Here is an 18,045-nt window from a genome sequence, read left to right on the forward strand (position 1 = left end):
AACGCTCAGACCCCCTCTTTCCAGGGCCGATTCGCATCTGTTCTGTCGACATGTCACTACAGCGTGTTGCCGACATGTGACATTCTTCCTGCAGAGCGTTTGCCGTGGCTTCGGCTCCGGTATTCAGGTGAAGGCTGAACTCCTCGCCACGAGGCGGGGGTCGGCCGCGACCGTCCCGCGACCCAGAGGGGGTGGCATGTCCGCAGAACAGGGCAGCTCGAAGGTGCTCACGCTCACGAAGAGCGAGTCCGCGCCCGACGCCGTGCTCGACGACGTCCCGGTTCTGGAGGCCCTGCCGGCTCCGGCTCTCCCGGCCTCGTCCGAGTCCATCGACACCCGCACCCTGTCCCGCTCCCTGTTCCTGCGGCTCGCCGCCCTGGACGAGAACAGCCCCGAGCGCGCCTACGTCCGGGACACGCTCATCGAGCTCAACCTCCCGCTCGTGCGGTACGCGGCGGCCCGCTTCCGCTCCCGCAACGAGCCGATGGAGGACATCGTCCAGGTCGGCACCATCGGCCTGATCAAGGCGATCGACCGCTTCGACTGCGAACGGGGCGTGGAGTTCCCGACTTTCGCGATGCCGACGGTCGTCGGCGAGATCAAGCGGTTCTTCCGCGACACCTCGTGGTCGGTGCGCGTCCCGCGCCGTCTGCAGGAGCTGCGCCTGGCCCTCACCAAGGCCAGCGACGAGCTCTCGCAGAAGCTGGACCGCTCCCCGACCGTGCCCGAACTGGCCGCCGTGCTGGGCGTGTCCGAGGAGGACGTGGTCGACGGCCTGGCGGTGGGCAACGCCTACACCGCGTCCTCGCTGGACTCGCCGGCCCCGGAGGACGACGGCGGCGAGGGCTCGCTGGCCGACCGGCTCGGCTACGAGGACAGCGCGCTGGAGGGCGTCGAGTACCGCGAGTCGCTCAAGCCGCTGCTGGCCAAACTTCCGCCCCGTGAGCGGCAGATCATCATGCTCCGTTTCTTCGCGAACATGACCCAGTCGCAGATCGGCGAGGAGGTCGGCATCTCCCAGATGCACGTCTCCCGGCTGCTGACCCGGACGCTGGCCCAGCTGCGCGAGGGCCTCATCTCGGACTGATCCTCCCGCGGGGGTTCCTCTTTGACGGAGCGTCAGCCACCATGGCGCGATGCTTCGTGGGACTCCTGGGTCGACGTGGACATCCGGCCGTCGAGGCGCCCTGATCGGCGCGTCGGCGGCCGTCGTCTGCCTCGGCGCGGCACTGGCCGCGTGCGGGGCCGGCGGCGGAAGCGGGGGTTACGTCGCGACCGGAGCGGTGGGCGGCACGCCCTCGGCCACGGCGATGGCGCCGACGGGGAGTGTGACGCTGGTCCCGCTGGACGGACCGCGCCGGGAGAGCGGGGCACCGCCGACCGCCGACCGCAAGGCCCCTGCCGCGAAGGCGACTTCGCCCGGCGCCACGACCATGACCACGGCCACGGCGTCCGGGGCGGGCGGCAGTCCGTCGCGGGACACGGCCGACCCGGGCCGTACGACCGCCGCTCCGCCCTCTCCCGGGGCGACTTCGCGTCCTGCGGGCCCCGCCGTGCTGACCTGGTCCGATCCGAGCCGAGCGGCCACCGACAAACGCTGGTGCGAGGACGTGACCCTGACCTTTGCCAACTCCGGCGGCACCGCCGTGCGTTCGGGCACGGTGACCTTCGGGACGCACGTCATCGGCGCGCTCGGCCTCGACTGGGGGACCGTCACCTCGGACGTGGCGCTGCCGGCGCCGATCGGGGCCGGGGCACGCCGGGAGAAGACCTGGACGGTGTGCGTCGACGCCTGGCGCGTGCCGCTGGGCATGCACATCGAGACGCGGGACGTCACCGTCCGGTGGAAGTGAGCTGTCGTACCGCTTACATGAGGGCGAGCCAGGCCACGGCGGCCACGACCGCCACGGCGACGACGATGCCGACGATGAGCCCGATGCGGGGGCCCGCCGGGGCGGCGGCCTGCTGCTGTCGGCCCTGCGGCCCCTCGTCCACGAACGCGCGGAACATCTGGGTGCTGCCGGCGGGGTCGTAGTTGCCCTGGGGGTTCTGGGGGTTTGCCATAGCCCGAGACCCTAGCGAATCCGCGGTTGTGGCCCAAGTGGGGGGCCGGGCCCCGGAAGGACGAGCCCCACCTGCGCGTTTACGTTCGTAATACTTGCCTTTGCCAAGTTTTTATGCCGCTCGGCACCCAATATGTTTGCCTTCAGCAACCAACAACTCTTATGGTTGCCCTAAGCAACGAATGCGGGAGGTGTCATGGCCGAGCGGGCGCAGTACGAGGAGCTGATGCGTCAGTTCAGCGCGTTCGGCGCCGTGAAGCGGGAGCTCGGGCGCATCTTGCCGTCCGACTGCCCGAGCGGCAGCGCCGCCGTGCTGACCCTGCTGGGCCGCTTCGGCGACATGCGCATGAGCAGGCTCGCCGAGCTGCTCGCCGTGGACATGTCGGTCACCAGCCGCCATGTCGCCCACCTCGCCGAGCGCGGCTGGATCGACCGCTCCCCCGACCCGACGGACAAGCGGTCCCGGATCGTGCACCTGACGCCGAAGGGCCGGGCCCAGCTGGAGCTGCTCTCCGAGCGGACCACACAGCTGCTGGCCGACTGCCTGAGCGACTGGAGCGACGAGGAGGTCGCCCAGCTCACGCGGCTCATGGCGCGGCTGCGCGCCAGCTTCGACGACAGCCGCGTCGCCGTGCCGCCCCGGCTGCCGCCGCCCGCACTCGAACTAGAAGCGACCACCCGTACACCCGCGAACACGTAAGAAAAGGAAGCCCATGGCAACGACCACACCAGCCGGTGTGCGGGCTCATGCCAAGCACGGGGGAGGCTCCGCCGAGCACGGCCCGATGACGCACCGGCAGATCATGGAGGCGCTCTCCGGTCTGCTGCTCGGCATGTTCGTGGCGATCCTGTCGTCGACGATCGTCTCCAACGCCCTGCCGCACATCATCAGCGACCTCGGCGGCGGCCAGTCCGCCTACACCTGGGTCGTCACCGCCGCCCTGCTGTCGATGACCGCGGCCACTCCCCTGTGGGGCAAGCTCGCCGACCTCTACAGCAAGAAGGCCCTCGTCCAGATAGCCCTGGTCATCTACGTCCTGGGCTCCATGGCGGCCGGCCTGTCGCAGAACTCCGGCATGCTGATCGCCTGCCGTGTCGTCCAGGGCATCGGCGTCGGCGGTCTGTCGGCCCTCGCCCAGATCGTCATGGCCGCGATGATCTCGCCGCGTGAGCGCGGCCGTTACTCCGGCTACCTCGGCGCCACCTTCGCCGTCGCCACCGTCGGCGGCCCGCTGCTCGGCGGCGTCATCACCGACACCTCGTGGCTGGGCTGGCGCTGGTGCTTCTACGTCGGCGTCCCCTTCGCCGTCATCGCGTTGATCGTCCTGCAGAAGACCCTGCACCTGCCCGTGGTCAAGCGGGAGGTCAAGGTCGACTGGGGCGGCGCCACCGCCATCGCCGCCGCCGTCTCGCTGCTGCTGGTCTGGGTCACCTTCGCCGGTGACAAGTACGACTGGCTGTCGTGGCAGACGTACAGCATGGTCGGCGGTTCGATCCTGCTCGGCGCGCTCTTCGTGCTGATCGAGTCCAGGGCGAGCGAGCCGATCATCCCGCTGCGCCTGTTCCGCAACCGCACCATCACGCTGGCGTCCCTGGCCTCGATGTTCGTCGGCATCGCGATGTTCGCGGGCACGGTGTTCTTCAGCCAGTACTTCCAGCTGGCCCGCGACAAGTCCCCGACGATGTCCGGCGTGCTGACCATCCCGATGATCGGCGGACTGTTCGTCTCCTCGACCGTCTCCGGGCAGTTCATCACCCGCACCGGCCGCTGGAAGGCCTGGCTGGTCAGCGGTGGCGTCCTGGTGACCGCCGGACTGGGCCTGCTCGGCACCATCCGGTACGACACGGCCTACTGGAAGATGTCGATCTTCATGGCACTGCTGGGTCTAGGCATCGGCATGATGATGCAGAACCTGGTGCTGTGCACGCAGAACCAGGTCGACCCGAGCGACCTCGGCTCGGCCAGCTCCACGGTCACCTTCTTCCGTTCCCTCGGCGGCGCGGTCGGCGTCTCCGCCCTCGGCGCGGTCATGGCCCACCGGATCACCCACTACGTCAAGGACGGCGTCGCCGCTCTCGACCCGCAGTACCGGGCCGCGCTGGCCGGCTCCAGCTCGTCCACGGACACCATTCCGGACATGGACAAGCTGCCGGCGCCCATCCGCACCCTCATGGAGAGCGCCTACGGGCACGGCATCGCCGACGTCTTCATGATCGCCGGCGCCCTCGCGGCCATCGCGTTCTTCATCACCCTGTTCATCAAGGAGGTCCCGCTGCGGACCAAGGGCGCCCTGGCGCAGGCGGCGAGCGGGACGGAGACCCCGGCCGACGCGGAGGCCGCCCCGGCCACCGCCGAGGCTCCCGCCCAGACCCCTGCCGCCGAGCACGTCCCGAGCTGGGCCGTGGCCTCCGACCCGGAGGCCACCGACGACGGCACGCGGCGGCTCGCCGCCGTGGCGACCATCGCCCGCCCCGAGGAGCCGGCCGGCTCCGGCGGCATCCCGGTGCGCGGCTTCGTGCGCGGCAACGAGAGCGCGCCCGTCCCGCAGGCCGCCGTCACCCTGATCTCGCTGGCCGGGCGACAGCTGGGCCGGTCGGTGACGCAGGCCGACGGTTCCTACGCGGTCGATGCGCCGAGCGTCGGCTCCTACGTCCTGATCGCCTCCGCCGACGGGTTCCAGCCGCAGGCCTCCACCGTCGTGGTGAACGGCGAGCCGGTCTCGTACGACGTCCTGCTCAGCGGCACCAGCGGGCTGAGCGGTGTGGTGCGGGCCGCCGACGGCGCGCTGCCCGTCAAGGACGCGATGGTCATCGTGACCGATGTGCGCGGGGATCTGCTGGCCACCGGCAACACCGGTGAGCAGGGCGAGTTCTCCTTCGCGGAGCTGGTGCCTGGTGCCGTGACCGTCGCGGTGAACGCCGCCGGGTTCCGGCCGCGCGCGCTGCCCGTCGAGGTCGGCGGCACCGGGGTCACCCGGATCGAGATCGACCTGGACTCCGGGGCCCAGCTCCAGGGCGTCGTCCGGGCGCCGCACGGACCGCTGGCCGACGCACGGGTCACCCTCGTGGACGCGGCCGGCAACGTGGTCGGCACCGCCACCACCGGGTCGGACGGGGCGTACGCCTTCACCGACCTGAACAGCGGCGAGTACACGGTCATCGCGACGGGCTACCCGCCGGTCGCCACCGCGCTCACCGTGAACGGCCGTGGCGTCGACGACCACGACATCGAACTGGCCCACCCGGCCGAATAGTTCGACAACCCCGGCCCGTGGCTGACGGTGTGCGTACTCCGAGCGGAGGTGCGCGGCCGGTGCCACGGGCCGGTTTCTTTGAGACCACTTTGCACCGCAGGGAGAAAACGGGATGGGACTAAGCGCGAGGATCCGGACACGGGACGGATGGGCCGTGTCGCACGCGGTCGTCACGGTGACCGACATGACCGGCACGCAGGTGCTGCGCGCCGAGGCGGACGCCGAGGGGGCCGTGCGGGACACGACGACGCTGGCCCCCGGGCCGTACGTCGTGATCGTCACCGCCGTCGGGTACGCGCCCACCGCCTCCACGGCGATCGTCACCGCGAGCGGCCGGGCCGAGCTGGGCCCGGTGACGCTGGCACGGCAGGGCGGCACCGAGCTGCCGCCGCCCGGACCGTGGACCGTGGACCCGGCGCACTCGTCCGTGGCCGCGGTCGCCCAGCACCTGGGCATCTCCAGCGTCCGCGGACGCTTCACCGACTTCTCGGCGCGGCTCGAGATCGCCCCGGACGAGGTGGAGAAGTCGAGCGTGGAGGCCGTGATCCGGGCCGCGTCCATCGACACGGGCAACGGCATGCGCGACGACCACCTGCGCTCACCCGACTTCCTGAACGTGGAGCGGTTCCCGGAGATCACCTACCGGTCCACGGGTCTGATGGCGGCCGGTTCGGACCGGTGGACGGTGCACGGGGAACTGACGCTCCACGGAGTCGTCCGGCCGGTCGACCTGGACCTGGCCTACCTGGGCACGGGCGCCGACCCGTGGGGCGGCACGCGGGCCGCCTTCCGCGCCACGACCGAGCTGCGGCGCGAGGACTTCGCCATGAACTACAACCAGGTCGTCCAGGCGGGGATCGCGGCGATCGGTGCGACACTGAAGGTGGAACTGGACGTCCAGGCGGTACAGGGGGAGTCGCTCCCGCAAGGGTAGGCACGCGGGGGACAGGCTGAGCGCGAGCCGGACGCCTAGGCTGGCGGCATGGCACCGAACATCGCTACGAACACGTCCGTCTCCCGCGACGAGTTGCTGGACTTCGTACGGCCCCGGCATCGCGCGATCCTGCTGACGCGGCGGGCCGACGGCAGCCCGCAGGCCTCGCCGTTGACCTGTGGTGTGGACGACTCGGGGAGGATCGTCGTCTCGACGTACCCCGAGCGGGCCAAGACGCGCAACGCCAAGCGGGACGAGCGGGTCAGCCTCGTCGTGCTGAGCGACGACTGGAACGGGCCTTGGGTCCAGGTCGACGGCACCGCCGAGGTCATCGACGCGCCGGAGTCCGTGGAGCCCCTGGTGGAGTACTACCGCAACATCGCCGGCGAGCACCCGGACTGGGACGAGTACCGGGAGGCCATGCTGAAGCAGGGCAAGTCGATCATCCGGGTCACCCCGGAGCGGTGGGGCCCGGTCGCGACCGGCGGCTTCCCGGCCCGACTGGCCTCGCCGGACGCCTAGGGCCACATTCCTCTAGGACCCGGCGCGTTCCACCATCGCCTCGATTCCCGCCACCAGCAGGTCCAGGGCGAAGGTGAAGTCGCGGTCCCTCATCTCCTCCACCGTGTCACCGCCGCGGGCCGCCATGATCTCCTCGTTCTCCTTGACGATCTCGGCGGCCTCCGGGGAGCGCGTCACCGCGCTCATCGCGTGCCGGAAGTACTCGTCCTGGGTCATGCCGGCGGTGGCGCAGCGGGCGATGAAGTGGCCCTCGATGGTGCCGAAGCCGTACACGAACTGGAAGACGGCGGAGATCGCGCCCGTGAGGCCCGGGACGGGCAGGCCCGTCTTGCGGATCACCTGCTGGACGACCCGCGAGAAGGCGAGGGAGTTCGGGCCGATGTTCAGGAACGTTCCGGCCAGCGGGGACAGCCAGGGGTGGCGGACCAGGAGCGCGCGGTACTCCGTTGCCAGCGTGCGCAGTTGGTCCCGCCAGTCCTCCGCGGCCTCCGGGTCGGGCAGGATCAGCTCGCCGAAGGCCGCGTCGAGGGCGAGTTCGAGGAGGTCGTCCTTGGTGTCCACATACCAGTAGACGGACATCGCGGTGACGTTCAGCTCCGCGGCCAGCCGGCGCATCGAGAACTTGGCCAGCCCCTCGGCGTCCAGGAGACGGACGGTGGCCTCGGTGATGCGGTCGCGGTCCAGGCCGGACGGCTGGCCGCCGCGACCGCCCCGGCGCACCTTGCCCTCCAGCCAGACGCTGGTCCGCGCCGCACGCTCAGCCGCCTTCACCATGGCGCACCTTCCTAGCCCTGTCCGACCCCACTGATCATGATGCTAGGCGGCGGCCGGCCTTCGGGCGTGCGGGGAACTGCGCGATCATCCCCACACAACCGGCAGCCGCACGACGGCCCTGTCACCCGCGTCAGTGGGCGACAACCATCTCCGAGTCTGCCCGCTGAGCCCGCCGCAGCAACGCCGCCGCCACGAACCCGCCAAGCAGTACGGCCACGGCCCCCACCAACTGCCCGGTCCGCAGCCCTTCCGCCAGCCCTGCGGAGGAACCGAGCACGGCCCCGAGGACCGCGACCCCCAGCCCGTTCCCGAACTCCGCCAGCGTCCCGTTGATCCCGGCCCCCACCCCCGCCTTCTCCGGCGGGATCGAGCTCATGATCGCGTGCGCCATGGCGGGGTTGGCGATCGCGCAGCCCGCACCGATCAGCAGCAGCCCCGCCAGGGTCCCGGCGTAACCCCCGCCGTCCAGTACGGCGATGGCGACCAGGCCGCCCGCCATCAGCACCATCCCCGACGCGATGGACACCGGCGTGCCGAGCCTGCCCGCGCACTTCGCCGACAGTCCCGAGAAGTTGAGCGCGACGACGGTGAGCGCGAGCGGCGCCGTACGCAGGCCCGCTTCGAGGGGGCCGTATCCGAGGACGAGTTGCAGATGCTGGGTGAGCAGGAAGAGCGCCCCGCCCATGCCGAAGGTGATCAGCACCGCTCCGGTGACCGCCCCGGTGAACCGGCGGTCGCGGAAGAAGTGCGGGTCGAGCATGGGATGCGGGATCCGGCTCTCCCAGGACGCGAACGCGCCCAGGAACAGGACCGCGACGGCCGCCGTCGACAGCACCCGGCCGGACGTCCACCCGTGCCCGGGACCGGAGATGATCGCGAACACCAGCGAGGCCGTGCCGATCGTGGAGAGCAGCGCGCCGACCAGGTCGGGGCGGTCGCCCCGGGGGTTCCTGGACTCCGGTACCAGGACCATGACGGCCACCAGGCCGAGCGCCACCACCGGCAGGTTGACCAGGAAGATCGCTCCCCACCAGAAGTGGTCGAGCAGGAAACCGCCGAGCAGCGGCCCCGCCGCGAAGCCCAGCGCGTTGACCGCCGCCCAGATGCCGATCGCCCTGGGCTGCTCCTCGGGCGTGAAGATCTGCATGGCGACGGCGAGAGTGGTGGTCAGCAGCAGCGCGCCGCCCACGCCCATGCCCGCCCGCGCCGCGATCAGCGGGCCGGTGCCGTCCGCCAGGCCGGCGGCCAGCGAGCCGATGCCGAACAGGACCAGGCCGACGATCAGCATCTTCTTGCGGCCGTAGCGGTCCGCCGCGCTGCCTGCCGTGAGCAGCAGGCCGGACTGGACGAGCGAGTACGCGTTGATCATCCACTGGATGTCGGAGGTCTCCGCGCCCAGTTCCCGGGTCAGGGAGGGGATGGCCACGTTCAGGACGGTGTTGTCGAGCAGCACGGTCAGCTGCGCGAGACAGATGACGCCGAGGATCAGCCAGCGCTGGGGGTGGCCCTGGGCACCCTGGGAAACGGACATGCTGTACACCGTATAGCCGTAGCTATACGGTGTACAGCGATGTTTTGGTCAGCCGCTCGGGTCAGCTGCTCGCCTTCTGCGTCAGGTCGTAGAAGGTGGCCGAACCCACCGTCACCTTCTTGAAGGTTTTCTCGACCCAGGAGGTGATCTGCGAGGACGTACCGCTGCTGCTGCCGCCCATGCCGCCGCCGGTGCCCGACGAGATGAAGTAGTGGATCTTCCCTTCCTTCACGTACTTCTGGAACTGGGCCGGCGTCGGGGACGGGTCGGTGCCGTTGAAGCCGCCGATCGCCATTACCGGGTCACCGGTGGAGAGCTGGTAACTCGCCGCGTTCTGGGCCCCGATGGCCGCCGCGACCCAGGTGTACTTCGAGGAGTCGGTCTCCAGCAGCTTCTTGGCCTGCGCGGAGACGCTCGCGCCGTTCAGCAGGCCGCCGACGCCACCGCCGCCGCCCATGCCGCCGCCGCCGACCGTCCGGCCGCCGCCCGGGAAGCCGTTGCCGTTCTGCTGGTTCTGGCCCGGCATTCCGCCACCGGGGAAGCCGTTCCCGTTCTGCTGACCCTGTTGACCTTGCTGGCCCTGTTGGCCCTGCTGGTTCTGCTGGTTCTGCTGGCCCGGCATGCCACCGCCGCCGAAGCCGCCCCGCATGCCGCCACCGCCGCCGGGGCCGCCGCCCATCATGCTCGCGCCGGCCGGGCCGGCCGTCACGATGGAACCGGTGTGGCCCGTCTGCAGGGTGCTGAGGGTGTACGCCGTCGGGCCGGCCAGCGAGGCCACCAGGCCCACGGCCGCCGCCCCGAGGGCGAGTCGGCGGCTGACGCGGCCCGCGAAGATCAGGCCGAGCGCGGCGGTCAGACCGCCGACGAGGATCAGGTACTTCAGCCAGGGGAGGTAGGTGGAGGTGCGGTTGAGCAGGACGTAGCTCCAGACCGCGCTCGCCACGACCGCGCCCGCGAGGGTGAGCGAGGCCCACATCTCCCTCCGCTTCTCCCACAGGATCCCGGCGCCCATGCCGATCACGGCCGCCATGTAGGGGGCGAGGGCCACGGTGTAGTACTGATGGAAGATGCCCGCCATGTAACTGAAGACGATCGTGGTCATCAGCAGCGAACCGCCCCAGACCAGGAACGAGGCCCGGGACACGGAGGTCCGCTTCAGTTTCCGCGTCGCCACCAGACCGCCGGCCAGCAGGATCAGCGCGGCCGGGAGCAGCCAGGAGATCTGGCCGCCGACCTCGGAGTTGAACATGCGGTTCCAGCCGGTGGCGCCCCACATGCCGGTGCCGCCGCCTCCGCCACCGCCGCCGACGCTGCCGGTCTCGTCGCCGCTGAGGCGGCCGAGTCCGTTGTAGCCGAAGGTCAGCTCCAGGAAGCTGTTGTTCTGCGAACCGCCGATGTACGGGCGGGAGGCCGCCGGCCACAGTTCGACGATCGCCACCCACCAGCCGCCCGAGACCACCAACGCTGCCGTGGCGGCGGCCAGTTGACCGAAGCGCTTCTTCAGCGACACCGGCGCGCAGACCGCGTACACGATCGCCAGCGGCGGCAGGATCAGGAAGGCCTGCAGGGTCTTGGCGAGGAACGCGAAGCCGATCGCGACACCGGCCCACAGCAGCCACTTCGTCCGGCCGTCCTCGACACCGCGGACCACGAAGTAGCAGGCGAGCGCCATCAGCAGCGCCAGCATGGCGTCCGGGTTGTTGAACCGGAACATCAGCGCCGCGACGGGAGTGAGCGCGAGCACCGCGCCCGCGATCAGACCGGCCCCGGGGCTGAACCGGCGGCGTACGGCCGCGTACACGACGGCGACCGCGCCGACGCCCATCAGGACCTCGGGGACCAGGATCGCCCAGGAGTTCAGACCGAAGATCCGCACCGACAGCTCCATGGGCCACAGGGAGGCCGGGGGCTTGTCGACGGTGATGGCGTTGCTCGCGTCCAGCGACCCGAAGAAGAAGGCCTTCCAGGACTTGCTGCCGGCCTGGACGGCCGCGGAGTAGAAGGAGTTGGCCCAGCCGGAGGCGCTCAGGTTGTAGAGGTAGAGCAGGCCGGTGGCGAGGAGCAGGCCCCAGAAGGCCGGACGGGCCCAGCGAGGATCCTCGGGGCGGCCCCGCCACAGTCCGCGGACGAAGGGCTGCTTCGGCTCGCCGGCCCCGGGGGCTGGGACGGCCGGCGGTGTCACGGGCTGCCGCACGGCCGACGGCGTCTCCTGCACGGCCGTCGTCGCTTCCGGCTCCCAGGAGGAGGGACCGGGGTTGCCTTCCCGGTGGGTCGGCCGGTGGTCATGGATGGTCATCGTCAGTCCCTCGGATCGGTGTCGGTCGGACGCACCGGCTGCAGATGCATGGTGGCGTCCTCCCATCTGCGGTCCGCGACTTCACCGGCGCGGAAGCGGGTGGTCTGGTAGGGGTTCGGCGGCGCGATCGGACGCTGCGGCAGCGGCTGGTACGGCTGCCGCCGACTCTGCGGGTACGGGACCGTCGCGTACGTCGGTGAGGACGCGCCCTGCTCCGGCGTGTGCGAGGCCACCACGGTGGACGCGCGGTCCTCGCGCCGGTCGGAGAACACCCAGGCGCGGAAGAGCAGGAAGCGCAGCACGGTTGCGGCGAGGTTGGCCGCGATCAGCACCGCCAGTTCGGTCGAGTGCGCCGGGTCGCTGCTCGCCGCGTTCAGGGCGGCGAGCGAGCCACTGGTCAGGGCGAGGCCGATACCGAAGACGACGAGCCCCTGCGCCTGGTGGCGGACGGCGCCGCCCCGGCCGCGCACCCCGAAGGTCAGGCGCCGGTTGGCCGCCGTGTTCGCGACAGCGGAGACCAGCAGCGCGAGCGCGTTGGCGACCTGAGAGCCGGAGAAGGTCCGGAAGCCGCTGTAGAGCAGCAGGTAGAAGAGGGTCGACAGACCGCCGATGACACAGAACCCGACGAGCTGGCGGGCCAGCCCCTTCGGCACGTCCTCGACGTCACGGTCGCGCGGGTCGTCCCCGAAGGGCCTGGCCAGCCGGTCCAGCGGCAGGGCGCCCGTGGCCAGGGCCTTGCCCACCCGCCACACGCCCTTGAGGTCGTCGGTCGCCGTCTTCACGATGTGCACGGTGGAGTCGGGGTCGTCGACCCAGTCGACGGGGACCTCGTGGATGCGCAGACCCGCGCGCTCGGCGAGCACCAGCATCTCGGTGTCGAAGAACCAGCCGGTGTCCTCCACCAGCGGCAGCAGCGCCTGCGCGACATCGCGCCGGATCGCCTTGAACCCGCACTGCGCGTCCGAGAAGCGGGCCTGCAGCGAGCCGCGCAGGATCAGGTTGTACGTGCGGCTGATGAACTCCCGCTTGGGGCCGCGTACCACCCGGGAGGAGCGGGCGAGCCTCGATCCGATCGCCAGGTCGGAGTGGCCCGAGATCAGCGGGGCCACCAGCGGGAGCAGGGCGTTGAGGTCGGTGGACAGGTCCACGTCCATGTAGGCGAGGATCGGCGCGTCCGAGGCGGACCACACCGTCCGCAGGGCCCGGCCCCGTCCCTTCTGCTCCAGGCGGAAGTTGAGGACCTCGGGAATCTCCGCCTCCAGCCGCGCCGCCACCAGCGGGGTGGTGTCCGTGGACGCGTTGTCCGCGATCGTGATGCGGAAGGCGTACGGGAACGTGCGCTTGAGGTGCTCGTGCAGTCTGAGCACACACGGCTGGAGGTCCTTCTCCTCGTTGTAGACGGGGATCACTACGTCCAGGACAGGCGTACCGGCGTCGCCGGCCGGGAGGTGCTCCCGCGCCGGCAGGGTGCCGGGAGAAGAGTCGCTTCGCATGGAAACGACTGTGGTCAAGTGCCCTGTTGCACCCATGTGCCGGCACTGTGCTGCGCCTGTGAGTGCGATTGCCAGTTCGTTTCGGGGGCCGGGCGGGGGGCCGCCGGGGCAAGAGCCGGCAAATGCACGGTGAACACGGTCCGTCCGGGAGCACTGTCCACGGTCACGGCACCGCCGTGCGCGGTCGCGACGGCCTGGACGATGGCGAGCCCGAGCCCGGTGGAACCCGTGGCGCGGGAACGCGCCGAGTCGCCTCGCGCGAACCTCTCGAAGACGTGCGGCAGCAACTCGGGGGAGATTCCCTGCCCGTTGTCCTCGACGTCCACGCACATCCACGGCCCGCGCCGCTGCACGCGCGCGGTGATGGTCGTCCCCGCGGGGGTGTGCTTACGGGCGTTGCCGAGCAGGTTGACCAGCACCTGCTGGATGCGTGCCGCGTCCGCCGACACCAGGGCCGGCTCGTCGGGCAGGTCCAGGCGCCAGTTGTGGTCCATGCCGGCCGCGCGGGAGTCGCTGACGGTGTCGACGACCAGCGGGATGAGGTCGGTGTGCTCGAACTGGAGCGGTCTGCCCGCGTCGAGCCGGGCGAGGAGGAGGAGATCCTCGACGAGCAGCGTCATCCGGCCCGCCTCGGACTCGATACGGCCGAGGGAGTGCCGGGTGTCGGGCCCGATCTGCTCCCGGCCGCGCCGGGTCAGCTCCGCGTATCCCCGGATGGAGGCGAGAGGCGTCCTGAGCTCGTGGCTGGCGTCGGCGACGAACTGCCGTACCCGCATCTCGCTCTGCTGGCGTGCGTGCAGGGCGCCGTGGACGTGGTCCAGCATCCGGTTGAGGGCCGCGCCCACCTGGCCGACCTCGGTGTGCGGGTCGGTCTCCGACTCCGGCACCCGCTCGCTGAGGTTCACCTCGCCGGTGTGCAGGGGCAGTTCGGACACCCGCGTCGCGGTCACGGCGACCCGGCGCAGGGGGCGGGTGGCGACACCGACGAGCACGTATCCGGCGATGACGGCAGCGCCGAGGCCGGCGACGGTGACGCTGACTTCCACGAGGATGAGGGTGTTGATGGTGCTGTCGGGCACCTTGGTGGGGACGGCGACGTAGTAGCTGCCCCGGTCACCGGTGACGTACTGGACGCGATAGGTGCCCAGCCCGCTGATCTCGACGGTGTGGATCTTGCCGTCCTTCGAGACCGTTTCCAGCGAGCTGCGGCCCGCAGCACTCAGGGAGTTGGCGACCATCCCGCTGAGGTCGGTGCTGGTGCTGGACCGCTTGCCGTACTTGGCGTCGGTGATGTGCCCCTTCTTGACCGAGGCGACGACCGTGCCCGCCGGCTGGGGGCCGTGCTTGACGAAATCACTCAGGTCGAGGGTCTGGTCGCCGGTGGTCGGAGTCTTCCCGCCGAGGGGCGAACTGCCCGTGCCGGGGAACGCACCGTTCTTGTCGGGGGCCGAGCTGTTCTTGTCGGCGCCCGTGCCGCCGAGCGGCCCACCGAAGCCCTTCGCCCGCCCGGCGACCTGGACCAGCTCCTGATCCAGCTGGCCGTACAGATGCGACCGCAGCGCCAGCGTCGTCACCGTGCCGATCACCGCGCACACCACCGCGATCAGCACGACGGACGCGACGACGAGCCGCGCCCGCAGGGTGCGCGGCTTGCCGGCACGTCGCTTCTGCGCACGCGGTCGTCGTCGCCCGCTCATGACGCGGCGGGCTTGATCAGGTAACCGGCCCCACGCCGGGTGTGGATCATCGGCTCCCGGCCCGCGTCGATCTTCCGTCGCAGGTACGAGATGTAGAGCTCGACCACGTTGGCCTGCCCGCCGAAGTCGTACGACCAGACCCGGTCGAGGATCTGCGCCTTGCTGAGCACCCGCCGGGGATTGCGCATCAGGAACCGCAGCAGCTCGAACTCGGTCGCGGTGAGGTGGATGGAGTCGCCGGCCCGCGACACCTCGTGGCTGTCCTCGTCCAGCGTCAGGTCACCGACGACCAGCACGGAGTCCGAGCGGCGGTCGGCCGCACCCGAGCGGCGGATGAGCCCGCGCAGCCGGGCGACGACCTCCTCCAGGCTGAACGGCTTGGTGACGTAGTCGTCGCCACCGGCGGTGAGCCCGGCGATACGGTCCTCGACCGCGTCCTTGGCGGTCAGGAACAGCACCGGCACATCCGGCAGCTCGCGCCGCAGCCGGCCGAGGACGGTCAGCCCGTCCATGTCCGGAAGCATCATGTCGAGAACGACGGCGTCGGGCCGGAACTCCCGCGCGGTCTGGACGGCACCCGTGCCATCCCCCGCACTCCGTATCTGCCATCCCTCGTAGCGAAGGGCCATGGACAGCAGCTCGGTGATCGACAGTTCGTCGTCCACCACAAGCACCCGGACGGGGCTCCCGTCCGGCCTCAGCAGTTCGGTGCGCCCCTGGGGCGAGGTCGTGGTCATGGTGGACACACTGTCGGGATCCTCTGAGAGAGCCCTTTCGACAACCTGTGATTTCCCTAAGAAACGCACAGGCACCTCTCAGGGAACCCCTGGGAAGCTCTTTCCCCGCAGTGACGGGGGGAGCGGCCCCATCATCGGCCACACCCTGGTCATCGGCGTGTAAAGGCTTGCTGTGCACGGCCTGAGGGACGCCCCCCGGCGCTGTCACAACCCGAACAGCCGGGCCCCGTTGTCATGGCACACGGCCCTCAGCCACCCGTCACCCAACCCCAGCCGCTCCAGGGCCCGCAGCTGCTCGATGTACGGGTACGGGATGTTGGGGAAGTCGGTCCCGAGCAGGACGCGGTCGCCGAGGTCCGCCAACCGGGGAAGTGCCCGCCGCGGGAACGGCGCCAGCCCCTCGGCGAAGTCCGTGAACGCCATCGTCGTGTCCAGCCGCACCTGCCCGTACCGCTCGGCCAGGCCGAGGAAGTCCTCGTACTCCGGCATGCCCATGTGCGCGATCACCAGCCGCAGACCGGGATGCCGGGCCAGCACGCGCGCGATCGGCTCGGGTCCGGTGTACTTGCCGGGTGCCGGCCCTGACCCGCAGTGGATCACCACGGGCGTACCCGCCTCCGCGAGCAACCCCCAAGCGCCGTCGAGGAGTTCGCTCGCCGGGTCGTACGCCCCCACCTGCACGTGCGCTTTGAACACCCGCGCCCCGGCTTCGAGCGCCTCGCGGACGTACTCCTCGACGCCCGCTTCCGGGAAGAGGGTCGAGGTGTGCAGACAGTCCGGTGTTCGCCCGGCGAAGTCGACGGCCCAGCTGTTGAGCCAGCGCGCCATGCCCGGCTTGTGCGGGTAGAGCATGGCCGTGAAGGCGCGTGCCCCGAACTCCCTGATGAGCGCGACCCGTTCCTCTTCCTCCTTCCGGTACGTGATCGGCCACTCCAGCCCGCCGGTCAACGGCCCGAGCGAGTCGAAGTAACCCCAGACCTTCCGCAGCACCTGCTCCGGCATGAAGTGCGTGTGGACGTCGACGATCCCCGGCAGCCCGAGCCGCCGCCAGAACCGCCGGACCTGCTCGGGCTCGGTGTCCGTCCGCGTCGGTGTCCCAGTCATGCGCCCTCTCGAAACCGTGACCGCGCCCGCCGTCGGCCACGCACGGCGAACCCCCCAACGATCACCCTCGCACCACGACCGCGTCCACCTCCCTACGGAAAAGGGCCCCTCAGAACAGCCCGTCCTGAACCCCGGCCGCCTCCCTGGACTCCCTCACCGGAACGGTCAGCCCGCGCTCCTCCCCGGCCGGCACGATCTCCCACCCCGTCATCAGCCGGGTGTCCAGCACCACCACCCCCCGCGCCGTGTCGAGGTGCAGATCCGGCCCGGCGGCGGCGACCAGCTCCCCGCTCACCCACCCGCCGCCGACCAGTTCACTCACCTCTCCGACGGCACCCGGCAGCCCGTCCAGCCCGAACACCCCGACGTGGTCGACGACTCGGCAGGGCTGCCGCTCCAGCGACTCGGGCCACCCGGCCAGCCCCACGGCCCGCGCGTGCAACGCCTCCACCTCGGCCGCCCGCTCGGCCGCCGACGCGGGCAGCCGGGACCGCACGGCACGCTTCTCGGCGTACGGAATCCGGTCCGGCACCCGCAGCGCGGCCCGCAGCAACTCCTCACTGCGCCGCGCGGCCATCAGCGGACCGAGCCCCAGCCAGCTGAAGCAGACCGCCCCCTGCTCAAGCAGCCGCGCGCTGCCCCGCTCCTCGGCGGTGATCCCGACCTTGACCATGCCGGGACCGAACCAGGCCAGATATACGCGGTACGGCCGCGGGTCGTCCGCGATCGTGTCGGCGGCCACGGAGTGCGCCCGGTCCAGCCGCGCACACTCCTCGCACCGCGCCCCCGTACTCCGCCCGGGCACGACCGCCCGCACCGGACACCCATGCCCCCGCGCTCCCACACACGTCCGCACACCCCCGTCCGCAACCCCGAAGGCCACCCGTTTCCCCCAGGTCAGCGCACTGCGCCGCCCGCCGTCCCACACCAGCACAGGACCGCCCGCCGACCACCGCAGCCCCGTGCACTTCCACGCCTGTGCCATCACTCACGAGAGTAGAAGCCCCCACTGACAACGCGACCCGAACCGACGAGCACGCGCGGCCCGCGCGTACCGCCCGCGCTCAGCGCTTCAGGGCCCGGTACCGCTTCAGCAGGGCCGTGATGCGCTCGCTGTTCGCCTCGCCGTTGAGCTCGGCGAGCAGGTCGTCGGGGCAGAGTTCGTAGAGGTCGCCCCACCAGCGGCGTCCGCGGTTGTCCCAGATCCGGTAGCCACCGGGCACCCCTCTGGCGACGTAACGCCTCCTACTCACCGGCTTCCTCCTCCTTCCGCTGAGGCACCATGGGGGGGAACGGCCCGCACAGGGGTGCGGCTGGCCGCACCCCCGCTCCGGTAGGGGACCCCATGGTGGGGGCCGACGGTCGGCGGCATCGTAGAACGAGGACGGAAACCTTCGAGGACGGAGACCCTTCATGAAGCCGCAGCAGCACGGCGAGCCGGTACCCCACGAGGTCCGTACGGCCCAGGAGGTGCCCGAGAGCGAGCTCATCCCGCTTCTCATCGCCTGGGACCAGGCCCACCCCGACGCCCAGGACCCCGAGTGGCGCCACGTCCTGGACGAGCTCGCCCACCCGCGCACCACGCGTGCCTTCCACCGCCTGGCGGACACCAAGGCTTGAGCGGCCCCGACCCGCCACCA

At 71.0% G+C, this 18,045-nt stretch carries 17 protein-coding genes; 7 read left to right on the forward strand and 10 right to left on the reverse strand.

Going from position 1 to position 18,045, the window contains the following annotated elements:
• Positions 1-196 precede the first annotated feature (196 nt).
• The gene (locus tag FBY22_RS40235; protein ID WP_058924409.1) at positions 197-1,087 is read left to right on the forward strand and encodes an RNA polymerase sigma factor SigF; all 891 of its coding nucleotides are present in this window, start codon (positions 197-199) and stop codon (positions 1,085-1,087) included.
• 49 nt (positions 1,088-1,136) lie between these two features.
• Positions 1,137-1,853, forward strand: a complete 717-nt coding sequence (locus FBY22_RS40240; protein WP_142153385.1) for a hypothetical protein — start codon at positions 1,137-1,139, stop codon at positions 1,851-1,853.
• A gap of 13 nt (positions 1,854-1,866) precedes the next feature.
• Here the strand turns inward: FBY22_RS40240 and FBY22_RS40245 are convergent, their stop codons facing one another.
• A complete protein-coding gene (locus tag FBY22_RS40245; protein ID WP_142153387.1) occupies positions 1,867-2,064 on the reverse strand; it encodes a hypothetical protein in 198 nt (65 codons plus the stop codon).
• A gap of 195 nt (positions 2,065-2,259) precedes the next feature.
• Between FBY22_RS40245 and FBY22_RS40250 the strand changes: the two genes are divergently transcribed.
• The 4 genes from FBY22_RS40250 (at position 2,260) to FBY22_RS40265 (ending at position 6,773) form a co-directional block, all read left to right on the forward strand.
• The gene (locus FBY22_RS40250) at positions 2,260-2,763 is read left to right on the forward strand and encodes a MarR family winged helix-turn-helix transcriptional regulator (RefSeq protein WP_142153389.1); all 504 of its coding nucleotides are present in this window, start codon (positions 2,260-2,262) and stop codon (positions 2,761-2,763) included.
• Positions 2,764-2,776: 13 nt separating this feature from the next.
• Positions 2,777-5,317, forward strand: coding sequence for an MFS transporter (locus tag FBY22_RS40255; RefSeq protein WP_142153391.1), 2,541 nt, complete (start codon positions 2,777-2,779; stop codon positions 5,315-5,317).
• A 112-nt stretch (positions 5,318-5,429) separates the two neighbouring features.
• Positions 5,430-6,251 carry a YceI family protein gene (locus FBY22_RS40260; protein ID WP_142153393.1) on the forward strand — a complete coding sequence of 274 codons (822 nt, stop codon included), beginning with the start codon at positions 5,430-5,432 and terminating at the stop codon, positions 6,249-6,251.
• A 48-nt stretch (positions 6,252-6,299) separates the two neighbouring features.
• Entirely contained in the window at positions 6,300-6,773 is a 474-nt protein-coding gene (locus tag FBY22_RS40265) for a PPOX class F420-dependent oxidoreductase (RefSeq protein WP_142153395.1), read from the forward strand.
• Positions 6,774-6,785: 12 nt separating this feature from the next.
• Here the strand turns inward: FBY22_RS40265 and FBY22_RS40270 are convergent, their stop codons facing one another.
• From FBY22_RS40270 to FBY22_RS40310, 9 genes are all read right to left on the reverse strand, one after another.
• Entirely contained in the window at positions 6,786-7,547 is a 762-nt protein-coding gene (locus FBY22_RS40270; protein ID WP_142153397.1) for a TetR/AcrR family transcriptional regulator, read from the reverse strand.
• A gap of 130 nt (positions 7,548-7,677) precedes the next feature.
• Positions 7,678-9,078, reverse strand: a complete 1,401-nt coding sequence (locus FBY22_RS40275; protein WP_142153399.1) for an MFS transporter — start codon at positions 9,076-9,078, stop codon at positions 7,678-7,680.
• 61 nt (positions 9,079-9,139) lie between these two features.
• Positions 9,140-11,374 (reverse strand): glycosyltransferase family 39 protein, encoded by a 2,235-nt coding sequence (locus FBY22_RS40280; RefSeq protein ID WP_142153401.1) that lies wholly within the window; start codon positions 11,372-11,374, stop codon positions 9,140-9,142.
• A gap of 2 nt (positions 11,375-11,376) precedes the next feature.
• The gene (locus FBY22_RS40285) at positions 11,377-12,867 is read right to left on the reverse strand and encodes a bifunctional glycosyltransferase family 2/GtrA family protein (RefSeq protein WP_142153403.1); all 1,491 of its coding nucleotides are present in this window, start codon (positions 12,865-12,867) and stop codon (positions 11,377-11,379) included.
• Between the two features lie 14 nt (positions 12,868-12,881).
• Positions 12,882-14,564, reverse strand: coding sequence for a HAMP domain-containing sensor histidine kinase (locus FBY22_RS40290; protein WP_142153405.1), 1,683 nt, complete (start codon positions 14,562-14,564; stop codon positions 12,882-12,884).
• Positions 14,561-15,301, reverse strand: coding sequence for a response regulator transcription factor (locus FBY22_RS40295; protein ID WP_260845371.1), 741 nt, complete (start codon positions 15,299-15,301; stop codon positions 14,561-14,563). The genes FBY22_RS40290 and FBY22_RS40295 overlap by 4 nt, the downstream gene beginning before the upstream one ends.
• A 204-nt stretch (positions 15,302-15,505) precedes the next feature.
• On the reverse strand, positions 15,506-16,405 hold the full coding sequence (locus FBY22_RS40300; protein WP_142153409.1) for an amidohydrolase family protein: 900 nt from the start codon (positions 16,403-16,405) through the stop codon (positions 15,506-15,508).
• Between the two features lie 109 nt (positions 16,406-16,514).
• Positions 16,515-17,390 carry a DUF2797 domain-containing protein gene (locus FBY22_RS40305; RefSeq protein WP_142153411.1) on the reverse strand — a complete coding sequence of 292 codons (876 nt, stop codon included), beginning with the start codon at positions 17,388-17,390 and terminating at the stop codon, positions 16,515-16,517.
• 79 nt (positions 17,391-17,469) lie between these two features.
• Entirely contained in the window at positions 17,470-17,658 is a 189-nt protein-coding gene (locus FBY22_RS40310; RefSeq protein WP_142153413.1) for a hypothetical protein, read from the reverse strand.
• Positions 17,659-17,818: 160 nt separating this feature from the next.
• Between FBY22_RS40310 and FBY22_RS40315 the strand changes: the two genes are divergently transcribed.
• Complete coding sequence (locus FBY22_RS40315) at positions 17,819-18,025, forward strand: hypothetical protein (protein ID WP_142153415.1); 207 nt, start codon at positions 17,819-17,821, stop codon at positions 18,023-18,025.
• Positions 18,026-18,045 lie beyond the last annotated feature (20 nt).

The sequence above is a fragment of the Streptomyces sp. SLBN-31 genome (assembly GCF_006715395.1).
Lineage (GTDB): Bacteria > Actinomycetota > Actinomycetes > Streptomycetales > Streptomycetaceae > Streptomyces.

Bases quoted from the DNA above. Each gene is read 5' to 3' on its own strand.
- FBY22_RS40235 (WP_058924409.1), top strand. From the start codon at position 197: ATGTCCGCAGAACAGGGCAGCTCGAAGGTGCTCACGCTCACGAAGAGC.
- FBY22_RS40240 (WP_142153385.1), top strand. From the start codon at position 1,137: ATGCTTCGTGGGACTCCTGGGTCGACGTGGACATCCGGCCGTCGAGGC.
- FBY22_RS40245 (WP_142153387.1), bottom strand. From the start codon at position 2,064: ATGGCAAACCCCCAGAACCCCCAGGGCAACTACGACCCCGCCGGCAGC.
- FBY22_RS40250 (WP_142153389.1), top strand. From the start codon at position 2,260: ATGGCCGAGCGGGCGCAGTACGAGGAGCTGATGCGTCAGTTCAGCGCG.
- FBY22_RS40255 (WP_142153391.1), top strand. From the start codon at position 2,777: ATGGCAACGACCACACCAGCCGGTGTGCGGGCTCATGCCAAGCACGGG.
- FBY22_RS40260 (WP_142153393.1), top strand. From the start codon at position 5,430: ATGGGACTAAGCGCGAGGATCCGGACACGGGACGGATGGGCCGTGTCG.
- FBY22_RS40265 (WP_142153395.1), top strand. From the start codon at position 6,300: ATGGCACCGAACATCGCTACGAACACGTCCGTCTCCCGCGACGAGTTG.
- FBY22_RS40270 (WP_142153397.1), bottom strand. From the start codon at position 7,547: ATGGTGAAGGCGGCTGAGCGTGCGGCGCGGACCAGCGTCTGGCTGGAG.
- FBY22_RS40275 (WP_142153399.1), bottom strand. From the start codon at position 9,078: ATGTCCGTTTCCCAGGGTGCCCAGGGCCACCCCCAGCGCTGGCTGATC.
- FBY22_RS40280 (WP_142153401.1), bottom strand. From the start codon at position 11,374: ATGACCATCCATGACCACCGGCCGACCCACCGGGAAGGCAACCCCGGT.
- FBY22_RS40285 (WP_142153403.1), bottom strand. From the start codon at position 12,867: ATGCGAAGCGACTCTTCTCCCGGCACCCTGCCGGCGCGGGAGCACCTC.
- FBY22_RS40290 (WP_142153405.1), bottom strand. From the start codon at position 14,564: ATGAGCGGGCGACGACGACCGCGTGCGCAGAAGCGACGTGCCGGCAAG.
- FBY22_RS40295 (WP_260845371.1), bottom strand. From the start codon at position 15,301: ATGACCACGACCTCGCCCCAGGGGCGCACCGAACTGCTGAGGCCGGAC.
- FBY22_RS40300 (WP_142153409.1), bottom strand. From the start codon at position 16,405: ATGACTGGGACACCGACGCGGACGGACACCGAGCCCGAGCAGGTCCGG.
- FBY22_RS40305 (WP_142153411.1), bottom strand. From the start codon at position 17,390: ATGGCACAGGCGTGGAAGTGCACGGGGCTGCGGTGGTCGGCGGGCGGT.
- FBY22_RS40315 (WP_142153415.1), top strand. From the start codon at position 17,819: ATGAAGCCGCAGCAGCACGGCGAGCCGGTACCCCACGAGGTCCGTACG.